General features: G+C 42.7%; 26 protein-coding genes. 15 read left to right on the top strand and 11 right to left on the bottom strand.

What is annotated here, in order from left to right; all coding sequences use genetic code 11:
- Window position 1: 1 nt before the first annotated feature.
- The 4 genes from menB (at window position 2) to QNH43_RS24660 (ending at window position 4,034) form a co-directional block, all read left to right on the top strand.
- On the top strand, window positions 2-820 hold the full coding sequence (gene menB, locus QNH43_RS24675) for a 1,4-dihydroxy-2-naphthoyl-CoA synthase (protein ID WP_076369982.1): 819 nt from the start codon (window positions 2-4) through the stop codon (window positions 818-820).
- A gap of 86 nt (window positions 821-906) precedes the next feature.
- Complete coding sequence (locus tag QNH43_RS24670) at window positions 907-2,385, top strand: o-succinylbenzoate--CoA ligase (RefSeq protein ID WP_283916086.1); 1,479 nt, start codon at window positions 907-909, stop codon at window positions 2,383-2,385.
- The gene (menC, locus tag QNH43_RS24665; RefSeq protein WP_283916085.1) at window positions 2,382-3,485 is read left to right on the top strand and encodes an o-succinylbenzoate synthase; all 1,104 of its coding nucleotides are present in this window, start codon (window positions 2,382-2,384) and stop codon (window positions 3,483-3,485) included. The genes QNH43_RS24670 and menC overlap by 4 nt, the downstream gene beginning before the upstream one ends.
- Window positions 3,486-3,887: 402 nt before the next feature.
- Window positions 3,888-4,034 carry a hypothetical protein gene (locus QNH43_RS24660; RefSeq protein WP_283916084.1) on the top strand — a complete coding sequence of 49 codons (147 nt, stop codon included), beginning with the start codon at window positions 3,888-3,890 and terminating at the stop codon, window positions 4,032-4,034.
- Between the two features lie 48 nt (window positions 4,035-4,082).
- Here QNH43_RS24660 and QNH43_RS24655 read toward each other — a convergent pair whose 3' ends face one another.
- Both QNH43_RS24655 and QNH43_RS24650 read right to left on the bottom strand, forming a co-directional pair.
- Entirely contained in the window at window positions 4,083-4,778 is a 696-nt protein-coding gene (locus QNH43_RS24655; protein WP_283916083.1) for a response regulator, read from the bottom strand.
- On the bottom strand, window positions 4,771-6,381 hold the full coding sequence (locus QNH43_RS24650; RefSeq protein ID WP_283916082.1) for an ATP-binding protein: 1,611 nt from the start codon (window positions 6,379-6,381) through the stop codon (window positions 4,771-4,773). The genes QNH43_RS24655 and QNH43_RS24650 overlap by 8 nt, the downstream gene beginning before the upstream one ends.
- 139 nt (window positions 6,382-6,520) lie before the next feature.
- Here QNH43_RS24650 and QNH43_RS24645 point away from each other — a divergent pair, with 139 nt between their 5' ends.
- Entirely contained in the window at window positions 6,521-7,585 is a 1,065-nt protein-coding gene (locus QNH43_RS24645; protein WP_283916081.1) for a DctP family TRAP transporter solute-binding subunit, read from the top strand.
- A 64-nt stretch (window positions 7,586-7,649) separates the two neighbouring features.
- Here QNH43_RS24645 and QNH43_RS24640 read toward each other — a convergent pair whose 3' ends face one another.
- Both QNH43_RS24640 and yidD read right to left on the bottom strand, forming a co-directional pair.
- Complete coding sequence (locus tag QNH43_RS24640; RefSeq protein ID WP_283916080.1) at window positions 7,650-8,594, bottom strand: metal ABC transporter solute-binding protein, Zn/Mn family; 945 nt, start codon at window positions 8,592-8,594, stop codon at window positions 7,650-7,652.
- A gap of 123 nt (window positions 8,595-8,717) precedes the next feature.
- Window positions 8,718-8,939, bottom strand: coding sequence for a membrane protein insertion efficiency factor YidD (gene yidD / locus QNH43_RS24635; protein WP_377400061.1), 222 nt, complete (start codon window positions 8,937-8,939; stop codon window positions 8,718-8,720).
- Window positions 8,940-9,148: 209 nt separating this feature from the next.
- Here yidD and QNH43_RS24630 point away from each other — a divergent pair, with 209 nt between their 5' ends.
- Entirely contained in the window at window positions 9,149-9,622 is a 474-nt protein-coding gene (locus QNH43_RS24630; RefSeq protein WP_137019600.1) for an S-ribosylhomocysteine lyase, read from the top strand.
- 37 nt (window positions 9,623-9,659) lie between these two features.
- On the opposite strand, the gene ytzI is transcribed toward QNH43_RS24630, so the two are convergent.
- On the bottom strand, window positions 9,660-9,815 hold the full coding sequence (gene ytzI, locus QNH43_RS24625; protein ID WP_251434170.1) for a YtzI protein: 156 nt from the start codon (window positions 9,813-9,815) through the stop codon (window positions 9,660-9,662).
- A 124-nt stretch (window positions 9,816-9,939) separates the two neighbouring features.
- Between ytzI and QNH43_RS24620 the strand changes: the two genes are divergently transcribed.
- A complete protein-coding gene (locus tag QNH43_RS24620) occupies window positions 9,940-10,380 on the top strand; it encodes a Dps family protein (protein ID WP_283916079.1) in 441 nt (146 codons plus the stop codon).
- Between the two features lie 94 nt (window positions 10,381-10,474).
- Here the strand turns inward: QNH43_RS24620 and QNH43_RS24615 are convergent, their stop codons facing one another.
- Window positions 10,475-10,741: a DUF6154 family protein gene (locus QNH43_RS24615; protein ID WP_370662567.1), complete on the bottom strand. Its 267-nt coding sequence runs from the start codon at window positions 10,739-10,741 to the stop codon at window positions 10,475-10,477.
- Between the two features lie 226 nt (window positions 10,742-10,967).
- Here QNH43_RS24615 and QNH43_RS24610 point away from each other — a divergent pair, with 226 nt between their 5' ends.
- On the top strand, window positions 10,968-11,318 hold the full coding sequence (locus QNH43_RS24610; protein WP_283916078.1) for a hydrolase: 351 nt from the start codon (window positions 10,968-10,970) through the stop codon (window positions 11,316-11,318).
- 113 nt (window positions 11,319-11,431) lie between these two features.
- The gene (gene ytkD / locus QNH43_RS24605) at window positions 11,432-11,902 is read left to right on the top strand and encodes an RNA deprotection pyrophosphohydrolase (protein WP_283916077.1); all 471 of its coding nucleotides are present in this window, start codon (window positions 11,432-11,434) and stop codon (window positions 11,900-11,902) included.
- Window positions 11,903-12,344: 442 nt separating this feature from the next.
- On the opposite strand, the gene QNH43_RS24600 is transcribed toward ytkD, so the two are convergent.
- Genes QNH43_RS24600 through QNH43_RS24590 form a run of 3 tightly spaced genes read right to left on the bottom strand, consistent with a single transcriptional unit; the run spans window position 12,345 to window position 14,880 of the window.
- Window positions 12,345-13,136 carry an ABC transporter permease gene (locus QNH43_RS24600; protein ID WP_260320910.1) on the bottom strand — a complete coding sequence of 264 codons (792 nt, stop codon included), beginning with the start codon at window positions 13,134-13,136 and terminating at the stop codon, window positions 12,345-12,347.
- Window positions 13,126-13,896, bottom strand: a complete 771-nt coding sequence (locus tag QNH43_RS24595) for an ABC transporter ATP-binding protein (protein WP_283916076.1) — start codon at window positions 13,894-13,896, stop codon at window positions 13,126-13,128. Before QNH43_RS24595 ends, QNH43_RS24600 begins: the two co-directional genes overlap by 11 nt.
- 27 nt (window positions 13,897-13,923) lie before the next feature.
- The gene (locus QNH43_RS24590) at window positions 13,924-14,880 is read right to left on the bottom strand and encodes an ABC transporter substrate-binding protein (protein WP_283918448.1); all 957 of its coding nucleotides are present in this window, start codon (window positions 14,878-14,880) and stop codon (window positions 13,924-13,926) included.
- A gap of 180 nt (window positions 14,881-15,060) precedes the next feature.
- Here QNH43_RS24590 and QNH43_RS24585 point away from each other — a divergent pair, with 180 nt between their 5' ends.
- The 4 genes from QNH43_RS24585 (at window position 15,061) to QNH43_RS24570 (ending at window position 17,639) form a co-directional block, all read left to right on the top strand.
- Complete coding sequence (locus QNH43_RS24585; RefSeq protein ID WP_241594698.1) at window positions 15,061-15,849, top strand: alpha/beta hydrolase family protein; 789 nt, start codon at window positions 15,061-15,063, stop codon at window positions 15,847-15,849.
- A gap of 41 nt (window positions 15,850-15,890) precedes the next feature.
- Window positions 15,891-16,133 (top strand): DUF2584 domain-containing protein, encoded by a 243-nt coding sequence (locus tag QNH43_RS24580; RefSeq protein ID WP_076370015.1) that lies wholly within the window; start codon window positions 15,891-15,893, stop codon window positions 16,131-16,133.
- Window positions 16,134-16,365: 232 nt separating this feature from the next.
- A complete protein-coding gene (locus tag QNH43_RS24575; protein ID WP_283918447.1) occupies window positions 16,366-16,830 on the top strand; it encodes a 2-thiouracil desulfurase family protein in 465 nt (154 codons plus the stop codon).
- Window positions 16,831-16,868: 38 nt separating this feature from the next.
- Window positions 16,869-17,639, top strand: a complete 771-nt coding sequence (locus QNH43_RS24570) for a sulfite exporter TauE/SafE family protein (RefSeq protein WP_283916075.1) — start codon at window positions 16,869-16,871, stop codon at window positions 17,637-17,639.
- 194 nt (window positions 17,640-17,833) lie between these two features.
- Here the strand turns inward: QNH43_RS24570 and QNH43_RS24565 are convergent, their stop codons facing one another.
- Together QNH43_RS24565 and wecB are read right to left on the bottom strand one after the other, a co-directional pair.
- A complete protein-coding gene (locus QNH43_RS24565) occupies window positions 17,834-18,013 on the bottom strand; it encodes a Fe3+ hydroxamate ABC transporter substrate-binding protein (protein WP_283916074.1) in 180 nt (59 codons plus the stop codon).
- 147 nt (window positions 18,014-18,160) lie between these two features.
- Entirely contained in the window at window positions 18,161-19,297 is a 1,137-nt protein-coding gene (gene wecB / locus QNH43_RS24560) for a non-hydrolyzing UDP-N-acetylglucosamine 2-epimerase (RefSeq protein WP_434060142.1), read from the bottom strand.
- A gap of 196 nt (window positions 19,298-19,493) precedes the next feature.
- Between wecB and QNH43_RS24555 the strand changes: the two genes are divergently transcribed.
- On the top strand, window positions 19,494-20,699 hold the full coding sequence (locus QNH43_RS24555; protein ID WP_349654788.1) for a glycosyltransferase family 4 protein: 1,206 nt from the start codon (window positions 19,494-19,496) through the stop codon (window positions 20,697-20,699).
- Window positions 20,700-20,722: 23 nt separating this feature from the next.
- Window positions 20,723-22,039, top strand: a complete 1,317-nt coding sequence (locus tag QNH43_RS24550) for a glycosyltransferase (protein WP_283916072.1) — start codon at window positions 20,723-20,725, stop codon at window positions 22,037-22,039.
- Window positions 22,040-22,060: the final 21 nt, after the last annotated feature.

Genomic DNA, 22,060 nt, shown 5'->3' with positions numbered 1-22,060 from the left:
GATGACGATACAATGGGAAACAATACGTGAGTATGATGAAATTTTGTATGAAAAATATAACGGGATTGCAAAAGTGTCCATCAACCGACCACATGTACATAATGCATTCACGCCCAAAACGACTGCTGAAATGATTGATGCATTCGCAAGGGCGCGTGATGATTCAAGCATTGGTGTCATTATCTTAACAGGTGTAGGCGGCAAAGCATTCTGTTCAGGCGGAGATCAAAAAGTACGTGGAAATGGCGGATATGTAGGTGAAGATAACATTCCGCGTCTAAATGTTCTTGATTTGCAACGTTTGATCCGCGTAATTCCAAAACCGGTCGTAGCCATGGTTGCAGGATATGCAATTGGTGGCGGTAATGTCTTGAACGTGGTATGTGACTTGACGATTGCTGCTGACAATGCAATTTTCGGACAAACTGGACCGAATGTGGGAAGCTTTGATGCTGGTTATGGTTCTGGCTACCTTGCACGTATCGTGGGTCATAAAAAGGCGCGCGAAATCTGGTACCTATGCCGTCAATACAATGCACAGGAAGCATTGGATATGGGATTGGTCAACACGGTTGTACCTTTGGACGAATTGGAAACGGAAACGGTTAAATGGTGTGAAGAAATGCTTGAGAAGAGCCCGACTGCACTTCGTTTCTTGAAAGCGGCAATGAACGCTGATACGGATGGCCTTGCAGGTCTTCAACAATTGGCCGGTGACGCTACACTTTTATACTATACAACAGAAGAAGCAAAAGAAGGCCGCGATGCATTCAAAGAAAAACGCACTCCGGACTTTGGGCAATTCCCTCGTTTCCCTTAATGAAGCGAGTGAATCGATGAGACTGACAGCTTGGCGGAAACTCGCCGGGCTGTTTTCTATATCAAAATGGAAGAGGGTAAGCAGCAATGGCAGAAGAAAAGTTGCCGAACTGGCTGAAAAACCGGGCGCATCTTTCACCGGATCGCCCGGCAATCGAGTTTGAAGGTCATACGTATAGCTTTCTTGAACTGCATACATTATCGGAGAAAATGGCTGGTAAGCTGGCAAGCGTTGGTCTGGGCGCTGGCGATTCATGTGCGGTTTTGCTACGTAACCATATTGATGGTGTTGTCGTTATCCATGCACTGCTTTATCTCGGTGTGAAGATTGTGATGCTGAATAATAAGCTAACGGCAAAAGAGCTGTCCTGGCAGATCGGGGATAGTGGAACTGCCCATTTGGTTTCAGAAGGCTCCTTCTCCGGCAAACTCTCTGATATTGGTGAGATTCTCCCGGAGTTGAACCTTCACCTAATGGAAGAATTGCCGGAGGGCACTGCTGAGATACTTCAAGAGTTTTACCTTGAGGATACCGCGACGATCATGTATACATCAGGTACGACAGGGAATCCAAAAGGAGTGATCCAAACATTCGGCAACCATTGGTGGAGTGCCGTCGGGTCGGTTCTGAACCTCGGATTGCATGAGGAGGATTCGTGGTATTGTGCGGTTCCCATCTTTCATATTAGCGGCTTATCCATCCTGATGAAAAATGTGATTTATGGCATGAAAGTCGTTTTGGCAGAACGTTTCGATGAACGGGAAGCAAACCGGAGCATCCAGGAAAATGGAGTGACGATCATTTCGGTCGTGACGGCGATGCTGAATAGGATGGTGCAGGATTTGAGGGGAACCGGCTATCCGGCAACCTTTCGCTGTTTCCTGTTGGGCGGCGGCCCTGCACCCGTCCATTTACTTGAGTTATGTAAGGAGAAAGGGATTCCCGTGTATCAAACATATGGGATGACCGAAACGTCTTCACAGATTGTGACACTGGCACCGGAGTATAGCATGACAAAAATCGGCTCGGCGGGAAAGCCTTTGTTTCCTTCGCAGTTACGGATAGAGAAAGACGGCACGATGTGTGAACCGGGAGCAGTGGGCGAAATCGTGGTTTCAGGTCCGAATGTGACGAAAGGCTATTTTAATCGGCTGGACGCTACACAGCAGGCCATTACCGATGGATGGCTTTATACTGGGGACCTTGGTTATCTCGATGAGGAAGGCTTTTTATATGTGCTTGACCGACGCTCGGATTTAATCATTTCCGGCGGTGAAAATGTCTACCCGGCCGAGATTGAAAATGTCCTTAGTATGCACCCTGATGTTTTCGAAGCGGGGGTGACGGGGACTGACGATGAGAAATGGGGACAGGTCCCACTTGCCTTTGTCGTCTTGCATCCAGGTGCAGAGCTTGATGAGAGCGAACTGCTGGAATATTGCAGGGGATATTTGGCATCTTATAAAATTCCCCGGAACGTGATTTTTTGTAAGGAGCTTCCCCGGAATGGTGCAAGCAAGCTTTTGAGGCGGGAACTGAAGAAGGAAATGGGGGAATGGCAATGAAGTTATCTTCCATTTCCCTTAAGCTCATTAAGGCCCCTTTAAAGCGGTCATTCAAGACGCATCTCGAAACGGTAAGCGATCGGGAAGTGATAATTGTCGAAGCCATGGATGAAGATGGATTGATAGGATACGGGGAAGCTGTCCCTTTTACAAGTCCTTGGTATACCGAAGAAACGACCAAGACATGCTTTCATATATTGGATGACTTCTTAATCCCGCTGACATTGGCCAGTCAGATCAGGCATCCTGATGAGCTGCCGATCTTATGGGGCGGAATCAGACGGAATGCGATGGCGAAGTCAGCTTTAGAGCAGGCAATCCTCGATTTATATGCGAAGCAGAAAGGAGTCTACCTCGGACGGCTGTTTGGCGGCGAACGAAGTGAAGTGGCCGCTGGTGTAGTCGTTGCATCCAATGATATAGAAGACGCGATGCACCAGATCGAGGACTTTTCCGATTCTGGTTATCAGCGTTATAAAATAAAAATCAATCCTCAAAATGATCTGGAGTTTTTAGGGGAAATACGTCGGGCCTATCCCGATATCCCGCTAATGGCAGATGCCAATTCTGCGTACAGTCTTGATGACATCCCACATCTCCAGAAGCTTGATGCGTTTAAGCTGATGATGATTGAGCAGCCGCTTGGACATGACGACATTGTGGAACATTCATTTTTGCAGAAACAGCTTCAGACACCTATTTGCCTTGATGAAAGCATAAATTCATTTCATGATGCCAAAAGTGCGCTGTCGCTCCAAAGCTGTGGGGTGATCAACATTAAAATGGCTAAAGTCGGCGGCTGGATGGAAGCTGTAAGAATCCATGATCTATGCCTGGGCAATGGTGTGCCCGTTTGGTGCGGCGGTATGATTGAATTTGGCATTTCACGTGCACATAATATCGCACTGGCCACATTAAAAGGGTTCACGATTCCCGGGGATATATCATCTTCATCTCGTTATTGGGAAGAGGATATAATCAATCCCGAAGTCATTGTCGAAAACGGCATGATCCAAGTTCCCGATAAAGCTGGAATCGGTTTTGCCATCAATGAAAAGCGGCTAAAGGAATTGACTACATATAGTAAGCTGTACAAGTGAAAAACATCAAAAGAGGTGCTTCACGCCTCTTTTGATCAAATATTGATAACCCTCCTTTTACATCCCACGGTCTATGTAACTCACCCAATTAGTATTTTTTGGACAGGAATCCCACCCTTTTGGTAAATGATTTAATAGGATAAATAACAAATAAAAGTTTGAAGTTTCGATTGGCATCTCCCCGAACCACTAGGTCCTGCTGGATGCCTGTGGCGAGGCAGACGGTCGGGCGGAAAGGGAATTTCTGAAAGCGCCCCTAGAGATTTTAGAAAATTCGTTTAAATGGCAGGATAAACCATATTTTTTTCGGAAAATGGGATTTTGTCTATTTTTTCTTTATTGGATTATTTTGTATAATGAATTTAAAAGAATGGCAACCAAGGGAAAGGGAGGGGAGAGTGTATGAAAAAACCGTACCTAATTGCGGAAATTCTACTGAGAAGGGGCATGCCGGACTATGTCGTAAAAGAAGTGACGGCTTTGGAAGAGTGCGAGCTGTTTCTTTTGAAGAGAAAGTGGGGCCTCTATGACCGGAAGACAGGTACGTAAAGAATAAAAGTAAAAAGGGAACCGTTTTCGAGCCGGTCCCCATTCGTTTTAAGGTTTTTTAAGCCGGTACCTATTGACAGGGCGGCCTATGCTGCCATACTGTACGTCAAGCTGAAGGACTTCTTCGCCATGCAAGTATTCAAGATAGCGCCTTGCTGTAACTCTGGCGATACCAATTCCATCAGCCACTTCTTCTGCAGATAGTGACCCAGGATGGGTCTTTATGAACTTCGTCACTTGCTCAAGAGTCGCGCCATTCAATCCTTTGGGAACATCATGTTTCGGACTCGCTTCAGAATGTGTTTTATTTTGAAAGAGAATTCGGTCGAGCTGGGTTTGAGAAATTTGATGGTCGGGCTCAACCTCCATCCGAAAAGCGAAGTATTGTTCAAGCGTATGTTTTAGCCTATCGAATTTAAATGGCTTGATTAAATAGTCAAAAGCCCCGTTCTGCATCATTTTTCGGATCGTTTTCTGATCATTTGCCGCTGAAATGATGATGACATCCACATCAATTTGCTCTTTTCTGATTTGATAAAGTGTATCAACCCCGTTTAAAGAAGGCATGAAGATGTCCAAAATGACAAGATCGGGTTTAGACTGCCTGATTTTTTCCAGACCTTCAAGCCCATTTGAAGCTGTATCAACGACTTTAAAGGCAGGCAGGCGCTCGATGAACTGTTTGTTGACCTCTTGGACCATTGGGTCGTCTTCAATTAAAAGTAAACGAATTTCGTTAGTCATTTTGGTTCTCCTCTATATCGTGCATCGGAAAAGAAAGAAAAAAGCTTGTTCCTTCGTTAGGGCGTGTCGTGAATTTCATTTCGCCGTTCGCTTTTTTTACAATTTGGTCTATAAGATAAAGACCGATTCCTGATCCTTCCGCACCTTTTGTTGTAAAACCATACTCGAATATATCTTTATGAATGTCCTCGGGAATGCCGGGTCCATTATCCTCAAGCACGATTTGACAATGACGTTCATCCTGGTAGATGGATAAATAAACCTGTTTTGTTTCCTCTGAACAATGCTTTAGCGCTGCAAATGAGTTTTCGACCAGGTTTCCGATTATCAAAACAAAATCGTGATGATCCAAATCAGCGGGGAAACGGTCCAATTTCGTGTGCTTGTCCATGATGAGCTCGATTCCGAGTTCCCGTCCCAATGAGATCTTACTTAATATCAGCCCCACTAAATTATCATCGTGAATGTGCTTCGTTAAAAACCTGGTCAATTCCTCTTGTTCTTCCGTGATCTGAAAAATGTAATGCAGCGCTTCGTCAAGATTACCTAGCTGGATCAATCCGGCTATCGTATGAAGTTTGTTCATATGTTCATGGTTTTGAACACGCAGGGCTTCAACGAATGCCTTGACACTAGTCAACTCTTCAGCTAACTTCGTCACATCGGTCCGATCCTGGAAAATGGCCACGGCACCGATCGTTTTATCCGCAATCTTTATTGGTACCCGGTTGCTTACAATATTCCTGTTTTGAACGGAGATTTCCTGATTGAAGATGGGAGATGTCCGGTCGAGCACTTCCGGGAGACGGGTATCGTGTATAATATCATTGATATTTTTGCCTATGACTTCACCGTTGATATTGAATATTTGCTTAGCCTTTTCATTGAAAATCGTGATTGTTTCATTATTATCTATGGCGATGACCCCTTCATGCATCGCATTGAATGCGGCTGTCCTTTCAACCAACATCCGTGAAATTTCATGTGGTTCAAGTTGGAAGGTCTCTTTTTTTATCCTTTTTGCCATGAGCCATGAGCCGCATACCCCGAATAGGAGTGTAAGGACCAGGATAATCGCGATTTCCCCCTTAAGATCCATGATTAATTCCGGTATCGTGGGCAAGATATTCCCTACCAGAACGACGCCGATTTGCTCTCTATTTTTATCAAGGATCGGTACAAAGGCACGGACGGAAATGCCAAGATCGCCAGCCGCCTTTGAAAGATACTCGTGCTCAGCGAACGCAGCGCTTTCATCACTGCTTTCCGAAGGGGTCCCCAATTGGCTGAACACCGGATGGGAATAACGTATATGCTGATTGTTGAGCACAACTATATAATCGGCTTGATGGATTTTCCTTAAGTTTTCAATAATCGGATTGAGCTGCGTCCATCCTTCGGGCTCACGGACCAATTTTTGTACTTCAGGGAGTTCGGCAATGGTATGGGCAGTGATCATGGATCGTTTGCCGATTTCATCTTCCCTGACCGAAACGATGTTCCCGAATATAAAAATCCCGCCTATTAGTATCGAAAAAGCGACGATTACGAATGATAGCAGGGTGATTTTAATTTGAATGGGCATATGAAAGGATTTATCCATTGTTTTTCCTCCATTACTTCTATACTTTATAGTAACAGAATTTCTATCACTTTTCGCCATTTTTCGCGCATTGTATTACGACAGTAAAAAGCTGTGATAGAATAGTGATAATGTGAAATGAGCGGTGAGGGGTGTCGGTATGCGTGCATTATGGGGGTACTTATTATTAATTGGCCTGGGGCTGTTGGTAGCAGTGTATATATCGTTTCAATCGTTCTTTACAAGCTTCGGTTTCAATTTGCCGAAGGATGAGGAGCAGGTCGGGATGAAGGATCAAATCGTGATTAAGTTCAGTCATGTCGTTGCCGAAAATACACCTAAAGGACTAGCTGCGAACCGGTTTGCCCAACTTGTCGATGAATATACAGATCATCGTGTCAAAATTGAAGTTTATCCTAATCAGTCATTATATAGTGATCATGAAGAAATAGAAGCATTACAAGAAAACAAGGTGCAGATGATTGCTCCAACTACATCTAAAATCACGAGCATATCAAAGAAATGGATGCTACTGGACCTTCCTTACGTCTTTCCAACGGACGCAGCCTTGCAGGAAGCATTGAATGGGGAAGTGGGGGAAGAGCTGCTTAAGCAGCTGAACACCATCGATATCGAGGGACTCGCATTTTGGTCGAATAACTATAAACAGATTACAAGCAGTAAACCGATACGTCATCCTAGTGATTTTGCAGGAAAGAATTTTAGAATCATGCCAAGTGCAGTTCTGGAAAGTCAATTCAATCATTTTGGGGCGACAACTTCTGAGCTGGAGTTTAATGAAACGTTTAAAAGCCTTGAAATCAATGAAACGGACAGCCAGGAAAATACGATTTCGAATATCTATTCCAAGAAATTATATGAGGTGCAAAAATATTTAACGATCAGTGATCATGGATATTTAGGCTATGTCGTCATGATAAACAAGCCGTTTTGGAACAAACTGCCTTTGGACATCCAGCAGCAAATCCAACGGGCGATGGATGATACAACGAAATGGCTATGGATCAAATCAAATGAATTGAATCAGGAACAACTTAAGGAAATCCAGCAAAAATCGAATATCGACATCTATAAACTGTCAGATGAAGAAAAGAAGGAATGGATGGATGAGATGACCGTCATCTATCCGGAATTCGAATCAACGATCGGTACCGAATTGATGATGAAGATGGAAAAGATCCGTGAGAAGCATTTAAAGGAATAACCGAAAAACTCATTAAATAGTGAGGGACAAAAAAAGAGCGGACCCAATGGGCCCGCTCTTTTTTCTATTGCAATGCAGTTTGAAGTGTCTTGATATTTTTTTCCATTAAACTGAAATAATCTTCACCGGCTTCGATATCTTTATCCGTCAACACGGAAAGGTTATGGAGCTCAAGTGATTTCGCTCCCATCTCCTTTTGGATGATCTCGGTTAGTTTAGAACTGATATTCTGCTCAAAGATGACGTAGTTCAAGTCTTCTTTTTCAGCCATGGTTACGATTTTCCCCAATTCCTTTTGAGAAGGTTCGTTTGAAGACGTTAGTCCTGTGACGCCAATTTGTTCCAAACCATAGCGTTCCTCCCAATAACCATATGCTGAATGGGAAACGATGATTTTATTGGTACGGCCCGACTCGATCGTCGTCGCGAATTTTTCATCTAGTGCCTCAAGCTTTTCGGAAAGCTCATTGAATTGGCTGTTGAAATATTCTTCCTGTTCCGGCATTTTTTTTATTAATTCGTCCTTGATGGTTTTAGCCATGTCAATGGAATAGATGGGATCTAACCACAAATGCGGATTAACGCCCCCATGGTCATGACCGTCTTCCTCATGTGAATGTTCCTCTTCGTGTGCATCTTCATCAAGATGAACCGTTTCGCCCACCGCGATTGTACTGACACCTTCTTTGCTTAGTATTGGTTCAGCCTTGGTTACAAAGCCTTCAAGATTATAGCCAATATAGAAAAATAGGTCTGACTCAGCCATTTTTACAATATCTTTTTGAGAGGGTTCGAATGAGTGTTCATCCGTTCCGGGAGGATAAACCGTCTCGACATTTACGTACTCCCCACCAATGGCCTCCGTGAAGTACTGTAAAGGGTAAACCGTCGTATATATATCTAAGGCATCCTTGGTTTCTTCTTTACTCGATTCTCCCTTTGAGTTGCCGCAGGCCGACAGAAATACCGCAGTAACAAGGCAAAGTGAGAGCAATGCTCGGATTTTCATATTTGAAATGCTCCTTTATAATTCGTATTGATTACGATTTGAATTTTATGTGGTAAAAACGAAATGATTACGATTTGACTTCTGTATGATACAAAAGATTGCAAAAGAAAGCAAGGATTTTTTCTACTGGTCCTCACTTTTTTCTTTTTTTTCAGGAACGAGGTCAATGCCCCCTGGATGAAACGGATGACATTTAAGAATCCGGATGAGTGCTAACCAGCTTCCTTTTATAGGTCCGAAACGATTGATCGCTTCCAAACCATAATGGGAACAAGTTGGGTAAAAACGGCAGGTAGGCGGTTTTAGTGGAGAAATGGCAACTTGGTAAAAACGGATGATTCCCATTAATATTTTTTTCAACACAATGCTTTCATCTCTTTTCGAGTAAATTCACTACCCTTCATTATAGCATATTTTCTAAATTTCCAATAAGGGTAAAAAAGGAATAAGTATATAGGTAATCCGATAGATATAATAAGAATTAATTTTAAAGGATGAAATATATTGTTATTCAAGGTAAAATAGAGATGACATACAATTAAGGAGTGAATTAAATGCCTTCAGTTGAAAGCTTTGAATTAGATCATAATGCTGTTAAAGCCCCATATGTTAGACATTGCGGTGTCCATAAGGTAGGAACAGACGGTGTTGTTAATAAATTTGATATCCGTTTTTGCCAGCCTAATAAACAAGCGATGAAGCCGGATACGATCCATACGCTGGAACACTTGCTTGCATTCAATATCCGTAAACATTCCGAGCGCTACGATCACTTTGATATTATCGATATTTCGCCAATGGGATGTCAAACAGGATATTACCTTGTTGTCAGCGGTGAGCCGACAGTGACGGAAATCATCGATGTTCTTGAAGATACATTCAAGGATGCTGTTACAATTACCGAAATTCCCGCTGCAAACGAAAAACAATGCGGCCAAGCAAAATTGCATGATCTTGAAGGAGCCAAGAAATTAATGAATTTCTGGCTTGCACAAGATAAAGAAGATCTTCATAAAGTATTCGGTTAATAAAAAAGTTCCTGTCCTTTTGTGACAGGAACTTTTTTCATTTTTCGGGTTCTTCTTTTTTTTCCTCATCCTCAGGCAAAGGATCGATGGGATCCACTGTATGCTTGTAGCTGTACCCTTTTCCGATTGTTAGGACCGATAATGCCAATACAATCAGAATCACAATGATGGAGATGACTAAAACCGTAATCATACTTCACAGCTCCTAACGTTCACAATTTAGATTCATTTTAGCATAAGAACCGAGTCAGATAATGTTTCAATTTTCGAATAGAGGGAATTATAAAGGTATAACCAACTTACGGAGGTAGATATTTATGGCTCAGAAAAAATTAGGAACTTTAGTGAACAAGGAAATTGCAAACTTCAGTGTTCTTTATACCAAAATTCATAATTACCACTGGTTCGTGAATGGACCTCACTTCTTTGAACTTCATCAAAAATTGGAAGAATTATATAAAGAAGTGACATCCAATTATGATGAATTGGCTGAAAGGTTATTGGCGATTGGTGAAAAACCGGTCGCTACGCTTAAAGAGTACATGGAATTAACGACGATCGAAGAAGCGACAGGTAATGAAAATACAGAAGATATGGTTCAAAGCGTCATCAGTGATTTTGAGAAGCTTTCCGAAGAGTTTCTGGAAATCATCGAAGTTGCCGAAGAAGAAGATCCGGTTACGGCTGATATGCTGACAGGCATGAAGAAAAGCCTAAACAAACATGCTTGGATGCTGCGAGCGTATTTAGGACATTAAGATATTGGAAAAGCCCTGCTTCGGTAGGGCTTTTTTTAGGTTAAAACAATAAAAAAGGCATCCATCCAAAGAGGGACACCTGACTAGGTATGTATTAATGAATATTCCTAGGAGGAAAATGTGTAGGTTTCGTGTCGTTCAAACTATTTTGAGCGAACTTCCCTTTTAACGTTTCAATAATGTAAAGGCCCATTAAATTGGTTAGTTCTTGATCATCCATCTCTTGAAGCAATTCGAAAATTTCCTTGCGGTCAAGTTGTTCCAGAACCGCAAAAGTTAGCATATCAATATCCTCTTCATCACCAGTCATCTTATCACGGTACATATTGTATAATTCTTCAATTAACTTCAAAACTCTCACCTCACATTTATTAGAAATCCGTTATCTCTTTATATGTAGGTTATCAAAAAAACCTCTGGGTGCATATAAAAATCTTAAGGGATGCTTGGGCTTATTATATGTTTTACCCTTTGAAAGATACTTTAATCTATTATTTAACATCTTTGTTCTTCTGTAAACAAAATTTTCCATTGTATGAAGTAGGGAAATACGTGAAAAATAAGCGTAGGATATATGGAAAGGGTGGATGGATGTGTCTGAAAACAGGAAAAAATATTACATTTGGCTTCCGAATGGGCAGATAACACAAGATAGGGAAAGTTCTCCATGGAATTTCGAAATCGAGGCGACCGATGATGAAATCATCAAGTTACGTGAATTATTTGATTATAATTATTCAGCAGGGGAAGAAAATTTTTACCGGGCACACGTCCCATACCTTCAATACCATTTTGACCGTGAAAATGATAAACAGGATATCACACTCCAAAAAATTTACGAGATGATTTATGCTCTAGGTACTGATGAAGGAAGAAGGCATATAGAAAGCATGGGGATTTTACAGGCAAAACCAACAGACGATGGCCTCGAATATTGAGGGTCCATCGTTTTTTTGATGTGACGCAGATTCTAGCTGGATAGTGTTTTTTTTTACCCATATAATGAGAGAAGGGACATAGCATTATTTCTTATACGGAAAGAAGGGGAAAAATGAAGCGATTTCTTGATAAGAACGGATATAAGGTGGAATACTCCGAGGAACCTGTCTTTGGAGAGTCTTGGCATGTTTTCGTGCTAAGCAGGTATAAAGGCAGGTGGGTATTGACCAAACACAAAGAGCGGGGATTGGAGTTTCCTGGAGGAAAGCGGGAAGCAGGGGAATCGATTGAAGAAACGGCCATAAGGGAAGTGTATGAAGAAACAGGAGGCTTGGTGGGCCAGCTGCAATTTTTAGGACAATATAAAGTACATGATCCAGTGAAGCCATTCGTTAAATCAATATATTACGCTTCATTGCGTGAAGTAGAGAAGAAACAGAATTACCTGGAAACGGAAGGCCCAATTTTTTTGGAAGCATTGCCGGATGTACTTGGTGAGGAATTTAGCTTCATCATGAAAGATGAGATTGTACCGTTGAGCTTATCGAGACTGGATGATGCCATTTTGCTGAGAAACGAGTAAATCGCCGAAACTCACGAGTAAATGTGCGGAATTCATGAGTAAAAGTCCAATTAAAGAGTAAAAGCCTAATTTACGAGTAAATCGCCGAAACTCATGAGTAAATGTGCGGAATTCACGAGTAAAAGCCCAATTCACGAGTAAATCGCCGAAACTCACGAGTAAATGTGCGGAATTCACGAGTAAAAGCCCAATTCACGAGTAAATCGCCGAAACTCACGAGTAAATGGGCGAAACTCACGAGTAAAACGCCAAAACTCACGAGTAAATGTGCGGAATTCACGAGTAAAAGCCCAATTCGCGAGTAAATGTGCGGAATTCACGAGTAAACCGCCGGAATCCACGAGTAAAACGCCGAAACTCACGAGTAAATCGCCGAAACTCAACTAAATTCTGTTTTATCTCAGCATGATTGAAAAACTGCCGAGGGTTATCGGCAGTTTGGTTAGTCTTTGATTAATTTTCGCTCGAGCAGTTCTACTAGTTGATACATGATTGTGGCAAAGACGGCAATGATCATCAAGGCAAGCATTACGAGGGTGAAGTTGAAGACTTGAAAGCCATAAATGATGAGGTAGCCGAGTCCTTTGGCCGAAACAAGGAATTCCCCTACGATGACGCCGACCCAGGAGAGTCCGACATTCACTTTCAATGTCGAGATGATCGTTGGGAAGGAGGCGGGTAATATGGCTTCCCGAAAAGCTTGTGTTCTTGTGGCGCCAAAGGTTTGGAGTACCTTCAGGTAGTTCGGGTCGACTTCGCGGAATGCTGTGTAGACGACGATGGTGGTGATGATGATGGAGATGATCGCCCCCATCGAGATGATGGATGGAAAGCCAGGGCCGAATGCTACGATGATGATGGGGCCGAGTGCCACTTTCGGCATGGCATTTAAAATGACGAGATAGGGGTCAAGTGTTTTGGACAATCTTGGCGACCACCAAAGCAGGGATGCCAGGATCGTTCCAAGCAGTGTCCCTATGATAAAGCCGAAAACGGTCTCGAATAGCGTCACTCCGGAATGGGATAGCAGTGTTCCATCACCAAGTTTCTGTATGAAAAGATGCCATACTTTAGTTGGGGAGCTGAAGATGAGCGGATCGATCACTTCCATCCGGGATAAGAGTTCCCAACTGCTGAAAAAAACGATGAAAATCAGGATCTGATAAAAGCGGATGAGCCTGTTTTCCTTTTTTAATGAGGTTTTATATTGGTTATGAAGCTGTTCAATATTCAAGGCTCTCAAGCTCCTTCCATATCGTTTGGAATAGCATCGGATATTGGGGATGGTTTCGTGCATGGAAAGGCGTGAGTTGACGCAGTTCATCGGGCACCATGAAGATTTTGTGCACGCTTCCCGGGTTCGCGGAAAACAGGTAGATGCGGTCACTCATTGCAATGGCTTCACCGATATCATGGGTGACGAGCACGGCTGTCTTTCCGAAGGATTTCAAGGTTTCAAAAACAAGGTCTTCCAGCTTCAGCTTCGTTTGGTAATCAAGAGCCGAAAATGGTTCATCAAGCAAAAGGATTTTTGGGTCGACCGCCAGTGTCCGTGCCAGTGCGGCCCTTTGCCTCATTCCTCCCGAGAGTTCGCGCGGATATGATTTTCCGGTGCCTCCCAATCCAACGTCACTTAAAAGTTTCAGCGTTTTTATTCTTTCAAGGCCTTCATCTTTTTTAATCAGTTTCAATCCTAATAATACATTTTCTTCTATTGTCTTCCATGGAAATAGATAATCCTGTTGCAGCATATAGCCGATTGAAAGGTCACTGTTGGCTTTCAGCGGTTTGTTTTCGAGCAGGATCTTTCCTGCAGTGGGCGGAAATAGCCCGGCAATGATGGAAAGCAGGGTGGTTTTTCCGCAGCCGCTCGGACCTAGAAAAGAGACGAATTCACCTTTTTCAATGTCGAGGGAAATGTCCGCTAGTGCGGTCGCTGCCGTCTGATTTGAAAAATAAGTATGGTGAATGTCTTGGATTTTTAAAAAGCTCATCGGACATCCTCCTTACCTTTAGTTATGCTATTTTGTGACTTCTTCTGCAAAATCTGTATTGACCAGCTCATCATGGCTTATACGTGAAGGTAGCTCACCTGCTTCATCCATGATGTTTTGAAGATTGTTCCATTCTTCTTCATCAAGAATGGGGTCTGTGGCAAAGGATCCTTGGTCTTTGTAGCGGTTGATAACAGTTTCCATCGTCTCGATGTTGGTATCTTCAAAATACGGCTGAATGACTTCGGCAATTTCGGCAGCATCATTTTCCTGAACCCAATCCTGTGCTTTCTTCAATGCCCTCGTGAATTTTTCGACTGTCTCTTTGTCTTCTTTCAAATAGCTTTCCTTAGCCATATAAACTGTATAAGGAAGATGCCCGGACTCGGTACCGAAAGAAGCGACGATATAGCCTTTTCCTTCTTTTTCAAACACACTGGCCGTTGGTTCGAACAGTTGAACGAAGTCACCGGTTCCAGAAGCGAAGGCAGTTGCGACATTGGCAAAATCAATATTCTGGATGAGGTTCAAATCTTTTTTCGGGTCTATGTTATGTTTTTTCAATACGAACTCGCCGGCCATTTGCGGCATTCCGCCTTTTCGCTGGCCTAGGAATGTAGAGTTTTTCAGCATATCCCAATTGAAGTTGTCAATTTTTTCACGTGAAACAAGAAACGTTCCATCCGTCTGCGTTAATTGAGCGAAGTTGATGACCGGGTCGTTCGAGCCTTGTGCCTGAACGTAGATCGATGTTTCAGAGCCAACGAGAGCAATATCCGCCCCATCGGACAGCAGCGTGGTCATCGTTTTGTCGCCGCCTGCCGTCGTTTTCAAATCAATGCTGAGACCCTCATCTTTAAAAAATCCTTTTTCAATCGCTACATATTGCGGTGTATAGAAAAGGGAGCGGGTTACTTCGGCAACCCTGACTTTCGTTGTTTCCCGTTCCTTGTTGCCGCATGCTCCAAGCGGGATCACCAGCATGCACAGAAGTAATAATACGACACCTGCTTTACACCATTTTTTCAAAATTCCTTCCTCCTTGATATATAGGTATTTTGCCTACATTATCGTATGAACGGAAGAAGAAAATGTGAATGCCTCTCAGGGGATAAAAACAAGCGGATGTTTTACAATAAGAATAAGGAGAAAGGAGAGTGGAAATTGGAGAACGGAACGATTATTTCAAAACGGCGGTTTCCATCACCGCATCCACGAATCCATCTTTATTCAGTCACATACATATCACAAGGCCTGAAGGTGAAAGGGCTCTTAGCTGAACCGGTTGATGGCGAGATACATGACGCTTTCTTATATTTACGAGGCGGAATAAAAAATGTCGGCAAGGTGAGGCCCGCAAGGATCGTGCAGTATGCCGTAGAAGGATTCATCGTTTTTGCCCCTTTTTACCGTGGAAATCAAGGCGGGGAGGGAGATGAGGATTTTGGAGGCGAAGATAGGTTCGATGCGATATCAGGATTCAATCTACTTGAACAGCACCCCCGGGTGAACAAGGATCACATTCATATCCTCGGATTTTCCCGTGGCGGCATCATGGCGCTTTGGACTGGGATATACTGCAGGAATGCAGCATCGATCGTCACATGGGGAGGTGTGTCGGATATGTTTTTAACATATGTCGAACGTGTCGATATGCGTCGGATGATGAAGCGGGTCATCGGCGGAACACCTAAAAAATGCCCCGATCAGTATGAATACCGTACGCCATTGTTTGCAATTGAAGATTTGAATGTACCCGTTCTGATCATTCATGGTGAAAAGGATGACAATGTCGCCATTGAACACGCGTACCGGTTGGAAAAAAGGTTGAAAATGCACGACAAAGAGGTCGAAAGCTGGTATTTCCCTCAATTCACGCATTACTTCCCACCCGCCGTGAACAGAAAAGTAGTCGAAGATTTAACATCTTGGATGAAAAGTAAAACCGAATAATGATAGAATGAAGTATATATTGGCAAGAGGAGGAGATACACATGGGCATGCCTATGGAGCTAAATACCATGATCGTTACAAAAGGGAACGAAACCCGTGAAGAAGAAAACATTTTTCGGCTGTCGAAAGATGGTTACAGGTTATACCCTATCGATATTCCAATCGATGTCCGCAAGACGATTCAATCTGACTCAAGCGGAACAGCCGTTATCCAAAAAATTGAATGGACCAGTGAAAAGACCATCATTACGTACCAACTACTATCACTGAACTCAACTAACTAAATAGACAAGCGCTTGCCGGGAATCGTCTTCGCAGCAAGCGCTTTTTTTGATTGTGTGCTTAATTCGACCTGTGCACCAGCGAAATCGGCCGTAAACTCCCATATTCGACTTATACCCCAATATTTTAACAGACATCTTATCAGCGCAAGATCCCTGGCGGATTCAATCTTCGAAATCACTGTCATTAAAAGAATGGTAAAATGGTGTAAAGCGCATGAGGTTGGGTGATTTGATGATTTTGGTGAGTTCTTGTTTAGCGGGTCTTGAGGTAAGATACAATGGTACACACAGCCTGGATGATAGAATTATGGAATTGGTGAAGGAGAAAAAGGCCATAACGGTTTGTCCTGAGTTGCTTGGCGGTTTTTCGACACCGAGGGATCCTGCGGAGATAGTTGGCGGTGAAGGTGGGGATGTCCTTGATGGAAAAGCGAAGATCATCGAAAAGTCGGGCAGGGATGTAACGGAATTGTACATAAAGGGAGCGAATCTAACGTTATTGAAAGCCCTGGAGGTAGGGGCGACGGTAGTCGTTTTAAAAGAAAATAGTCCATCCTGTGGAAGTGCCACGATTTATAATGGGGAATTCAATGGGGAGAAGAAGGTCGGGAATGGAGTGACCGCGGCTTTGCTTAGGCGGCATGGATTCACGGTCATTTCAGAGGAAAGGTTATTCGATTATCTGAAAAATGAGTAATGGCATTTTAGATAGTGCTTTTGAAAGAAGGGGAATACATGGAGGATATCAATCTCTATACTTTGCTATTTTTAGTACTTGCTGGTTTTATAGCCGCATTCATCGATTCCGTTGTGGGCGGGGGCGGATTAATTTCCATTCCGGCTTTATTGTTCACGGGGATTTCGCCTTCAGCGGCACTTGCCACTAACAAGCTGGCGGGTACAATGGGATCTTTAACGAGTACGATTTCATTCATTCGGGCTGGAAAAGTGGATTTCAAATTCGTCATCAAGCTGTTTCCGATTACTGTGATTGGAGCGGCGTTAGGAGCCTACGTTGTACATTTCGTTTCCGCAGAGATACTGAAGCCCCTCATTTTGATTTTGCTGGTCATTGTCGCGATTTATACGTTGGTAAAAAAGGATTGGGGTAAAGATGCAAAGTATAAAGGGCTGAAAAGGAAGAAAATGATTCTTTTGATTGTCATAATATTTGCGATTGGTTTTTATGATGGTTTTCTTGGACCGGGCACAGGTTCCTTTTTATTATTTTCATTTTTGATCATCGGGTTTGATTTTGTCCAGGCAGCCGGGAATGCAAGAATATTGAATTTTGGAAGCAATATTGCCGCACTTATCATTTTCTTATCCATGGGGACCGTCAATTTTGCCTATGGAATTCCGATGGGTCTGGCAATGGTCGCAGGAGCATTGGTAGGAACGAACTTCGCAATTAAGAAAGGTGCTTCATATGTACGGTTATTATTCATTTGCGTCACGATCTTATTGATTGGGAAAAATGTCCTGAATTATTTCCATGTGCTTTGATGGAGGTTTACGGGAATGAGTCTATTAAAAATGGCCGGGGATACAAAGCGTATTTGCGGCCATTTTTACATTCATTTTGTGAAATTCAAGCCCCAGTGTACGCCAAATCGATCCTTGACCTTACCATACTTAGCTATGGGCTAACTTGAATTTTCATACTGATCCTACTGTTTCTTGTCATGACTATCAATTCGTCAGGGAGGTTTTTTCCCCTTATCAAAACAAACTTCGCAGATGTAACTCCCTTCATTTTTTAAATATGCCTTTATTTCAGTCATCCCTTTACGCTTTGGATAACGCATTTTCAAATGAACGACTTCGTCCCCCTTAATTTCTTTACCACATCTACCACACTTGGGATCTTCCCCAAACATCTAAACACCTCCAAGCAATTTAAGGTCATTGCTACGAAAACTATCACATAGGTATCTAACATTTTCAAATTCAAATTAGGAGGATGAAAATGGAAGAGTGAAAAGCCTGCCGCTAACGTGACAGGCTTTTCTCATTATTTTTTTTCTTCATAAAGGAAGGGGGGATTTCATTCCGCAATGCTTTAACAGGATTTCGACAATCCGCTGTGAAGCGAATCCATCTCCATATGGGTTGGAAGCTGTCGCCATTTTTTTATAGGTTTCTTCATTTGTAAGTAAGTCTGAGGCTAATTGATAAATTCGTTCTTCCTCAATTCCTGCCAATAAAAGGGTGCCAGCCTCAATTCCTTCCGGACGTTCTGTTGTATCGCGTAACACAAGGACAGGAACACCAAGTGAGGGCGCTTCTTCTTGCACCCCTCCGGAATCTGTCAATATTAGATGGGCATGCGCCGCAAAATTATGAAAATCAAGCACCTCAAGCGGCTCTATTAAGTGAAGTCTTTCCGTTTCACCAAAAATCCGGTAAGCAATTTCACGGACTACTGGGTTTTTATGAAGCGGGAAAACAACCTGGATATCTGTGTGATCTTCAAGCAGTCGTTTGACGGAACGGAATATTTCTTCCATTGGTTTTCCGATATTTTCCCGTCTGTGCGCTGTCATCAATAACATACGATCCCCATTTAAACTAGATAGAATCGGATGTTCATAGTCTTTCCGTACTGTTGTTTTCAAAGCATCGATTGCCGTATTGCCAGTAATATGGATACAATCACTCTTTTTATTTTCCAAAATTAGATTCTCTGCCGCCTGATTGGTTGGCGCAAAGTGCAAATCAGCTAAGACGCCTGTCAGCTGCCTATTCATTTCTTCAGGATATGGAGAATACTTATTACCAGTCCGGAGACCAGCTTCAACATGACCAATCTGTATCTTATTATAGAAAGCTGCCAGGCTTGCGATGAAAGTTGTCGTTGTATCCCCATGTACGAGGACGATATCCGGATTTATATCTTTCATGAGCGAACTCAATTTTTCAAGCCCTCGAGTCGTAATCTCTTCTAATGTTTGTCTATCCTTCATCATATCCAAATCGTGATCTGGCTTTATTTGAAAACATTGCAAGACTTGGTCGAGCATTTCCCTATGCTGGGCGGTGACCACCACGATGGTTTCTATTTCTTCTGGATGCTTTTTCAGTTCCAAAACGACTGGTGCCATTTTGATAGCCTCTGGTCTTGTACCAAATACGGTCATGACCTTAATACGTTGTTTAGGCATGCTCATTTCCTCCCCTTCTGAATGTCTCCCCCATTATAACGGGAAGTTCATGGGAAATATAAAAATGAAACAATAATTAACAGAATTTTTACAATATTAATGAGGACTTTATATTTCTTTAACCTTCAGTTAATATCTGGCATTTACAATATAAAGCAGGAAGTATAGCTCAGCAGAATAGAGGTGATAGGCGAATATGAAAAGCGTCCTGATGATCGTGCAAAACTTTTATCCGGAAATCGGAAGTGCGGGAAATAGAATGAAAAATATATATCTCCATTTGAAAAGAAACGGGTTTGAGGTAACGGTCATCACATTGAAGCCGAGTTATCCTAATCAAAGTTTATATCAAGATACAAAGTTTTGGGATGAAGAAAGCATTGAAGAAGATGTCATCAGGATTAAACCGGACAAAGTGAAGAGGTATACAAGCAATATGGGGAAGCGGTTGCTTCATTATCTTGAAGCGATGTGGCTTTTCATTTATACAATCATCCGTCTCGAAAAAAAATATGATTATGTGTTTGCCACGACCCCGCCGATCTTCCCGACATTTGCGGCGTTGATCGCCAAGAAGAAGATGAAGGCGAAACTCATTACCGATGTAAGGGATTTATGGCCGGAATCGTTGATAGGAGTTGGGGTATTCACTAATAAGTGGGTCTTGAAAATCGCTTTCTTCCTGGAAAGGAAGCTATATCGGCATTCGGATTTTATTATCATCAATAGTCCTGGTTTCAGGGATTATATCGTTGCAAAGGGAGTCAAGGAAGAGGCCATCCAATTCATCCCTAATTCGCTTACTGCGGATGAGCTGACGTTAAAGAATTTGCTTACACCCGTATCGGAGAAAGTAATCAAGGTCGTTTATGCGGGGAATATCGGACTGGCCCAGGACTTGAAAAAACTGATAGCCGTGGCTGAAAGGCTAAGGGAACATAAACGAATCGAGTTCTCGATGATTGGATATGGATATCGGATATCCGAAGTGGAGAAGGAGATAAGCTCTAGAGGGCTGACTAATATTAAGATGATTAATGCGATGAATCGAAGAGTGACCCTTCATGAAGTTTCAACGTCCCATATTGCCTATGTGAGCTTGGTTGAAAAAGAAGTCTTCAATAAGGTTTTGCCTGGTAAAATCATCGATTATATGTGTGTCGGAAAACCGATCGTCGGTGATGTGGACGGCAGGGCCAAGAAGATGCTCAAAGAGGCGAAATGCGGGTTGGTGGCAGAGAGCAGGAATGTTGATGAAATCTGTCAGCATATCTTGACCATGGCCTCGGATCCAGCCCTTCGTGAAGAACTGGGGGAAAACGGTCATCGGTATGCTAAACAACATTTTCAATGGTCTAAAAATATTAAAGGTCTCATCAATGTGATGGAAGCGTCAGGCTGAAAAATCCGGAAGTGGAGGACAACATGGCGAAGAAAGTATGTATGTTCGTGTGGAATCACTTTACAAACGATGCGAGGGTTCTAAGAGAGTGCACAGCACTTACTGAAGCTGGTTATGAAGTCGATTTAATTGCCATTCATAACTGGAAAATCGAGGGCTTGCCCAAAAAGGAGAAACACCAAAATGGTTTCTCCGTCACTAGGGTGAATAACCGCTGGGAGGCGCTTCATAAGGTTCTCAGGATCGTAGGCAAATTGAAGAAAAAGAAGTTTGAAATCGTCTTATTGGCCTTACTGGTCTGGAATACGTTGTGGAACTTGAACTTGATCAACGGCTGGCTGGGATCGGGAATACTGTTCGGTTCCCTTGCACTCCTTGCGATGTGCACCATGATCATCACTAAAACGAAGCTGCCGACCCTATTAACAAGGAGCTATATTTTCGGTCAAATGATTTATCATGGCCGGAAAAGGAAATATGATTTTTATCATTCGAATGACTTGAATACGCTCATGCAGGGAGCGATCAGCAGTAAATGGTTGAGAAGGAAAAAGCTGATTTATGACTCGCATGAGGTGCAAACGAGCAGAACGGGATATAATAGCCGAATTTACGGGATGATGGAGAAATTCCTATTAATGTTCGTCGATGAAATGATTGCCGAAAACCATACAAGAGCTAAGTATAACGAAGACTTATATGGTCTGTATCCCAAAGTGGTCCATAACTACCCGATTCCGACCAATCCTGAGGAAAGTACGGCCGTGAATTTGCATGAGCTGCTCGATTTGCCAGAGAATGAACCGATATTGTTATACCAAGGCGGCGTTCAAATGGGAAGAGGATTAGAGCAATTGGTTGATGCTGTACCGATGATCGAAGGCGGGACGGTAGTCTTTATCGGGGATGGAAGGATCAAGGATGAATTAGTGAAAAAGGTAAGCGATATGAATCTGGAGCATCGTGTGAAGTTCCTGCCGAAGGTTCCGGTCGACGAGCTGCTCCATTATACAAAAAATGCGTATTTAGGTTTTCAGATATTGAATAATGTCTGCTTTAATCACTACTCCGCATCTTCAAATAAATTGTTTGAATACATGATGAGCGGTGTGCCTGTGGTTGCCTGCAGCTTTCCTGAAATTCAAAAGGTTGTCGATACGGAAAAAATCGGTGTGTGTGTCGATTCACATGATCCAAAATCAATTGCCGAAGGCGTCAATTACTTATTGAAACATCCTGAAAAAAGGGCGGAAATGAGCAATAACTGCCTGAAGGCGCGACAAAAATACAATTGGAAACAAGAGAAGGAAATCTTTATCGAAATCTATCAAACAGCCTAACGAATTTGAGTGTAGCAGAAA

Source organism: Peribacillus simplex, assembly GCF_030123325.1.
Lineage (GTDB): Bacteria > Bacillota > Bacilli > Bacillales > DSM-1321 > Peribacillus > Peribacillus simplex_D.
This window is presented reverse-complemented; position numbering and strand designations above follow the sequence as displayed.

Excerpts from the sequence above, each read along its gene's own strand:
- menB (WP_076369982.1), top strand. The coding sequence starts at position 2 with ATGACGATACAATGGGAAACAATACGTGAGTATGATGAAATTTTGTAT.
- QNH43_RS24670 (WP_283916086.1), top strand. The coding sequence starts at position 907 with ATGGCAGAAGAAAAGTTGCCGAACTGGCTGAAAAACCGGGCGCATCTT.
- menC (WP_283916085.1), top strand. The coding sequence starts at position 2,382 with ATGAAGTTATCTTCCATTTCCCTTAAGCTCATTAAGGCCCCTTTAAAG.
- QNH43_RS24660 (WP_283916084.1), top strand. The coding sequence starts at position 3,888 with ATGAAAAAACCGTACCTAATTGCGGAAATTCTACTGAGAAGGGGCATG.
- QNH43_RS24655 (WP_283916083.1), bottom strand. The coding sequence starts at position 4,778 with ATGACTAACGAAATTCGTTTACTTTTAATTGAAGACGACCCAATGGTC.
- QNH43_RS24650 (WP_283916082.1), bottom strand. The coding sequence starts at position 6,381 with ATGGATAAATCCTTTCATATGCCCATTCAAATTAAAATCACCCTGCTA.
- QNH43_RS24645 (WP_283916081.1), top strand. The coding sequence starts at position 6,521 with ATGCGTGCATTATGGGGGTACTTATTATTAATTGGCCTGGGGCTGTTG.
- QNH43_RS24640 (WP_283916080.1), bottom strand. The coding sequence starts at position 8,594 with ATGAAAATCCGAGCATTGCTCTCACTTTGCCTTGTTACTGCGGTATTT.
- yidD (WP_377400061.1), bottom strand. The coding sequence starts at position 8,939 with ATGGGAATCATCCGTTTTTACCAAGTTGCCATTTCTCCACTAAAACCG.
- QNH43_RS24630 (WP_137019600.1), top strand. The coding sequence starts at position 9,149 with ATGCCTTCAGTTGAAAGCTTTGAATTAGATCATAATGCTGTTAAAGCC.
- ytzI (WP_251434170.1), bottom strand. The coding sequence starts at position 9,815 with ATGATTACGGTTTTAGTCATCTCCATCATTGTGATTCTGATTGTATTG.
- QNH43_RS24620 (WP_283916079.1), top strand. The coding sequence starts at position 9,940 with ATGGCTCAGAAAAAATTAGGAACTTTAGTGAACAAGGAAATTGCAAAC.
- QNH43_RS24610 (WP_283916078.1), top strand. The coding sequence starts at position 10,968 with ATGGATGTGTCTGAAAACAGGAAAAAATATTACATTTGGCTTCCGAAT.
- ytkD (WP_283916077.1), top strand. The coding sequence starts at position 11,432 with ATGAAGCGATTTCTTGATAAGAACGGATATAAGGTGGAATACTCCGAG.
- QNH43_RS24595 (WP_283916076.1), bottom strand. The coding sequence starts at position 13,896 with ATGAGCTTTTTAAAAATCCAAGACATTCACCATACTTATTTTTCAAAT.
- QNH43_RS24590 (WP_283918448.1), bottom strand. The coding sequence starts at position 14,880 with ATGCTGGTGATCCCGCTTGGAGCATGCGGCAACAAGGAACGGGAAACA.
- QNH43_RS24580 (WP_076370015.1), top strand. The coding sequence starts at position 15,891 with ATGGGCATGCCTATGGAGCTAAATACCATGATCGTTACAAAAGGGAAC.
- QNH43_RS24575 (WP_283918447.1), top strand. The coding sequence starts at position 16,366 with ATGATTTTGGTGAGTTCTTGTTTAGCGGGTCTTGAGGTAAGATACAAT.
- QNH43_RS24570 (WP_283916075.1), top strand. The coding sequence starts at position 16,869 with ATGGAGGATATCAATCTCTATACTTTGCTATTTTTAGTACTTGCTGGT.
- QNH43_RS24565 (WP_283916074.1), bottom strand. The coding sequence starts at position 18,013 with ATGTTTGGGGAAGATCCCAAGTGTGGTAGATGTGGTAAAGAAATTAAG.
- wecB (WP_434060142.1), bottom strand. The coding sequence starts at position 19,297 with ATGCCTAAACAACGTATTAAGGTCATGACCGTATTTGGTACAAGACCA.
- QNH43_RS24555 (WP_349654788.1), top strand. The coding sequence starts at position 19,494 with ATGAAAAGCGTCCTGATGATCGTGCAAAACTTTTATCCGGAAATCGGA.
- QNH43_RS24550 (WP_283916072.1), top strand. The coding sequence starts at position 20,723 with ATGGCGAAGAAAGTATGTATGTTCGTGTGGAATCACTTTACAAACGAT.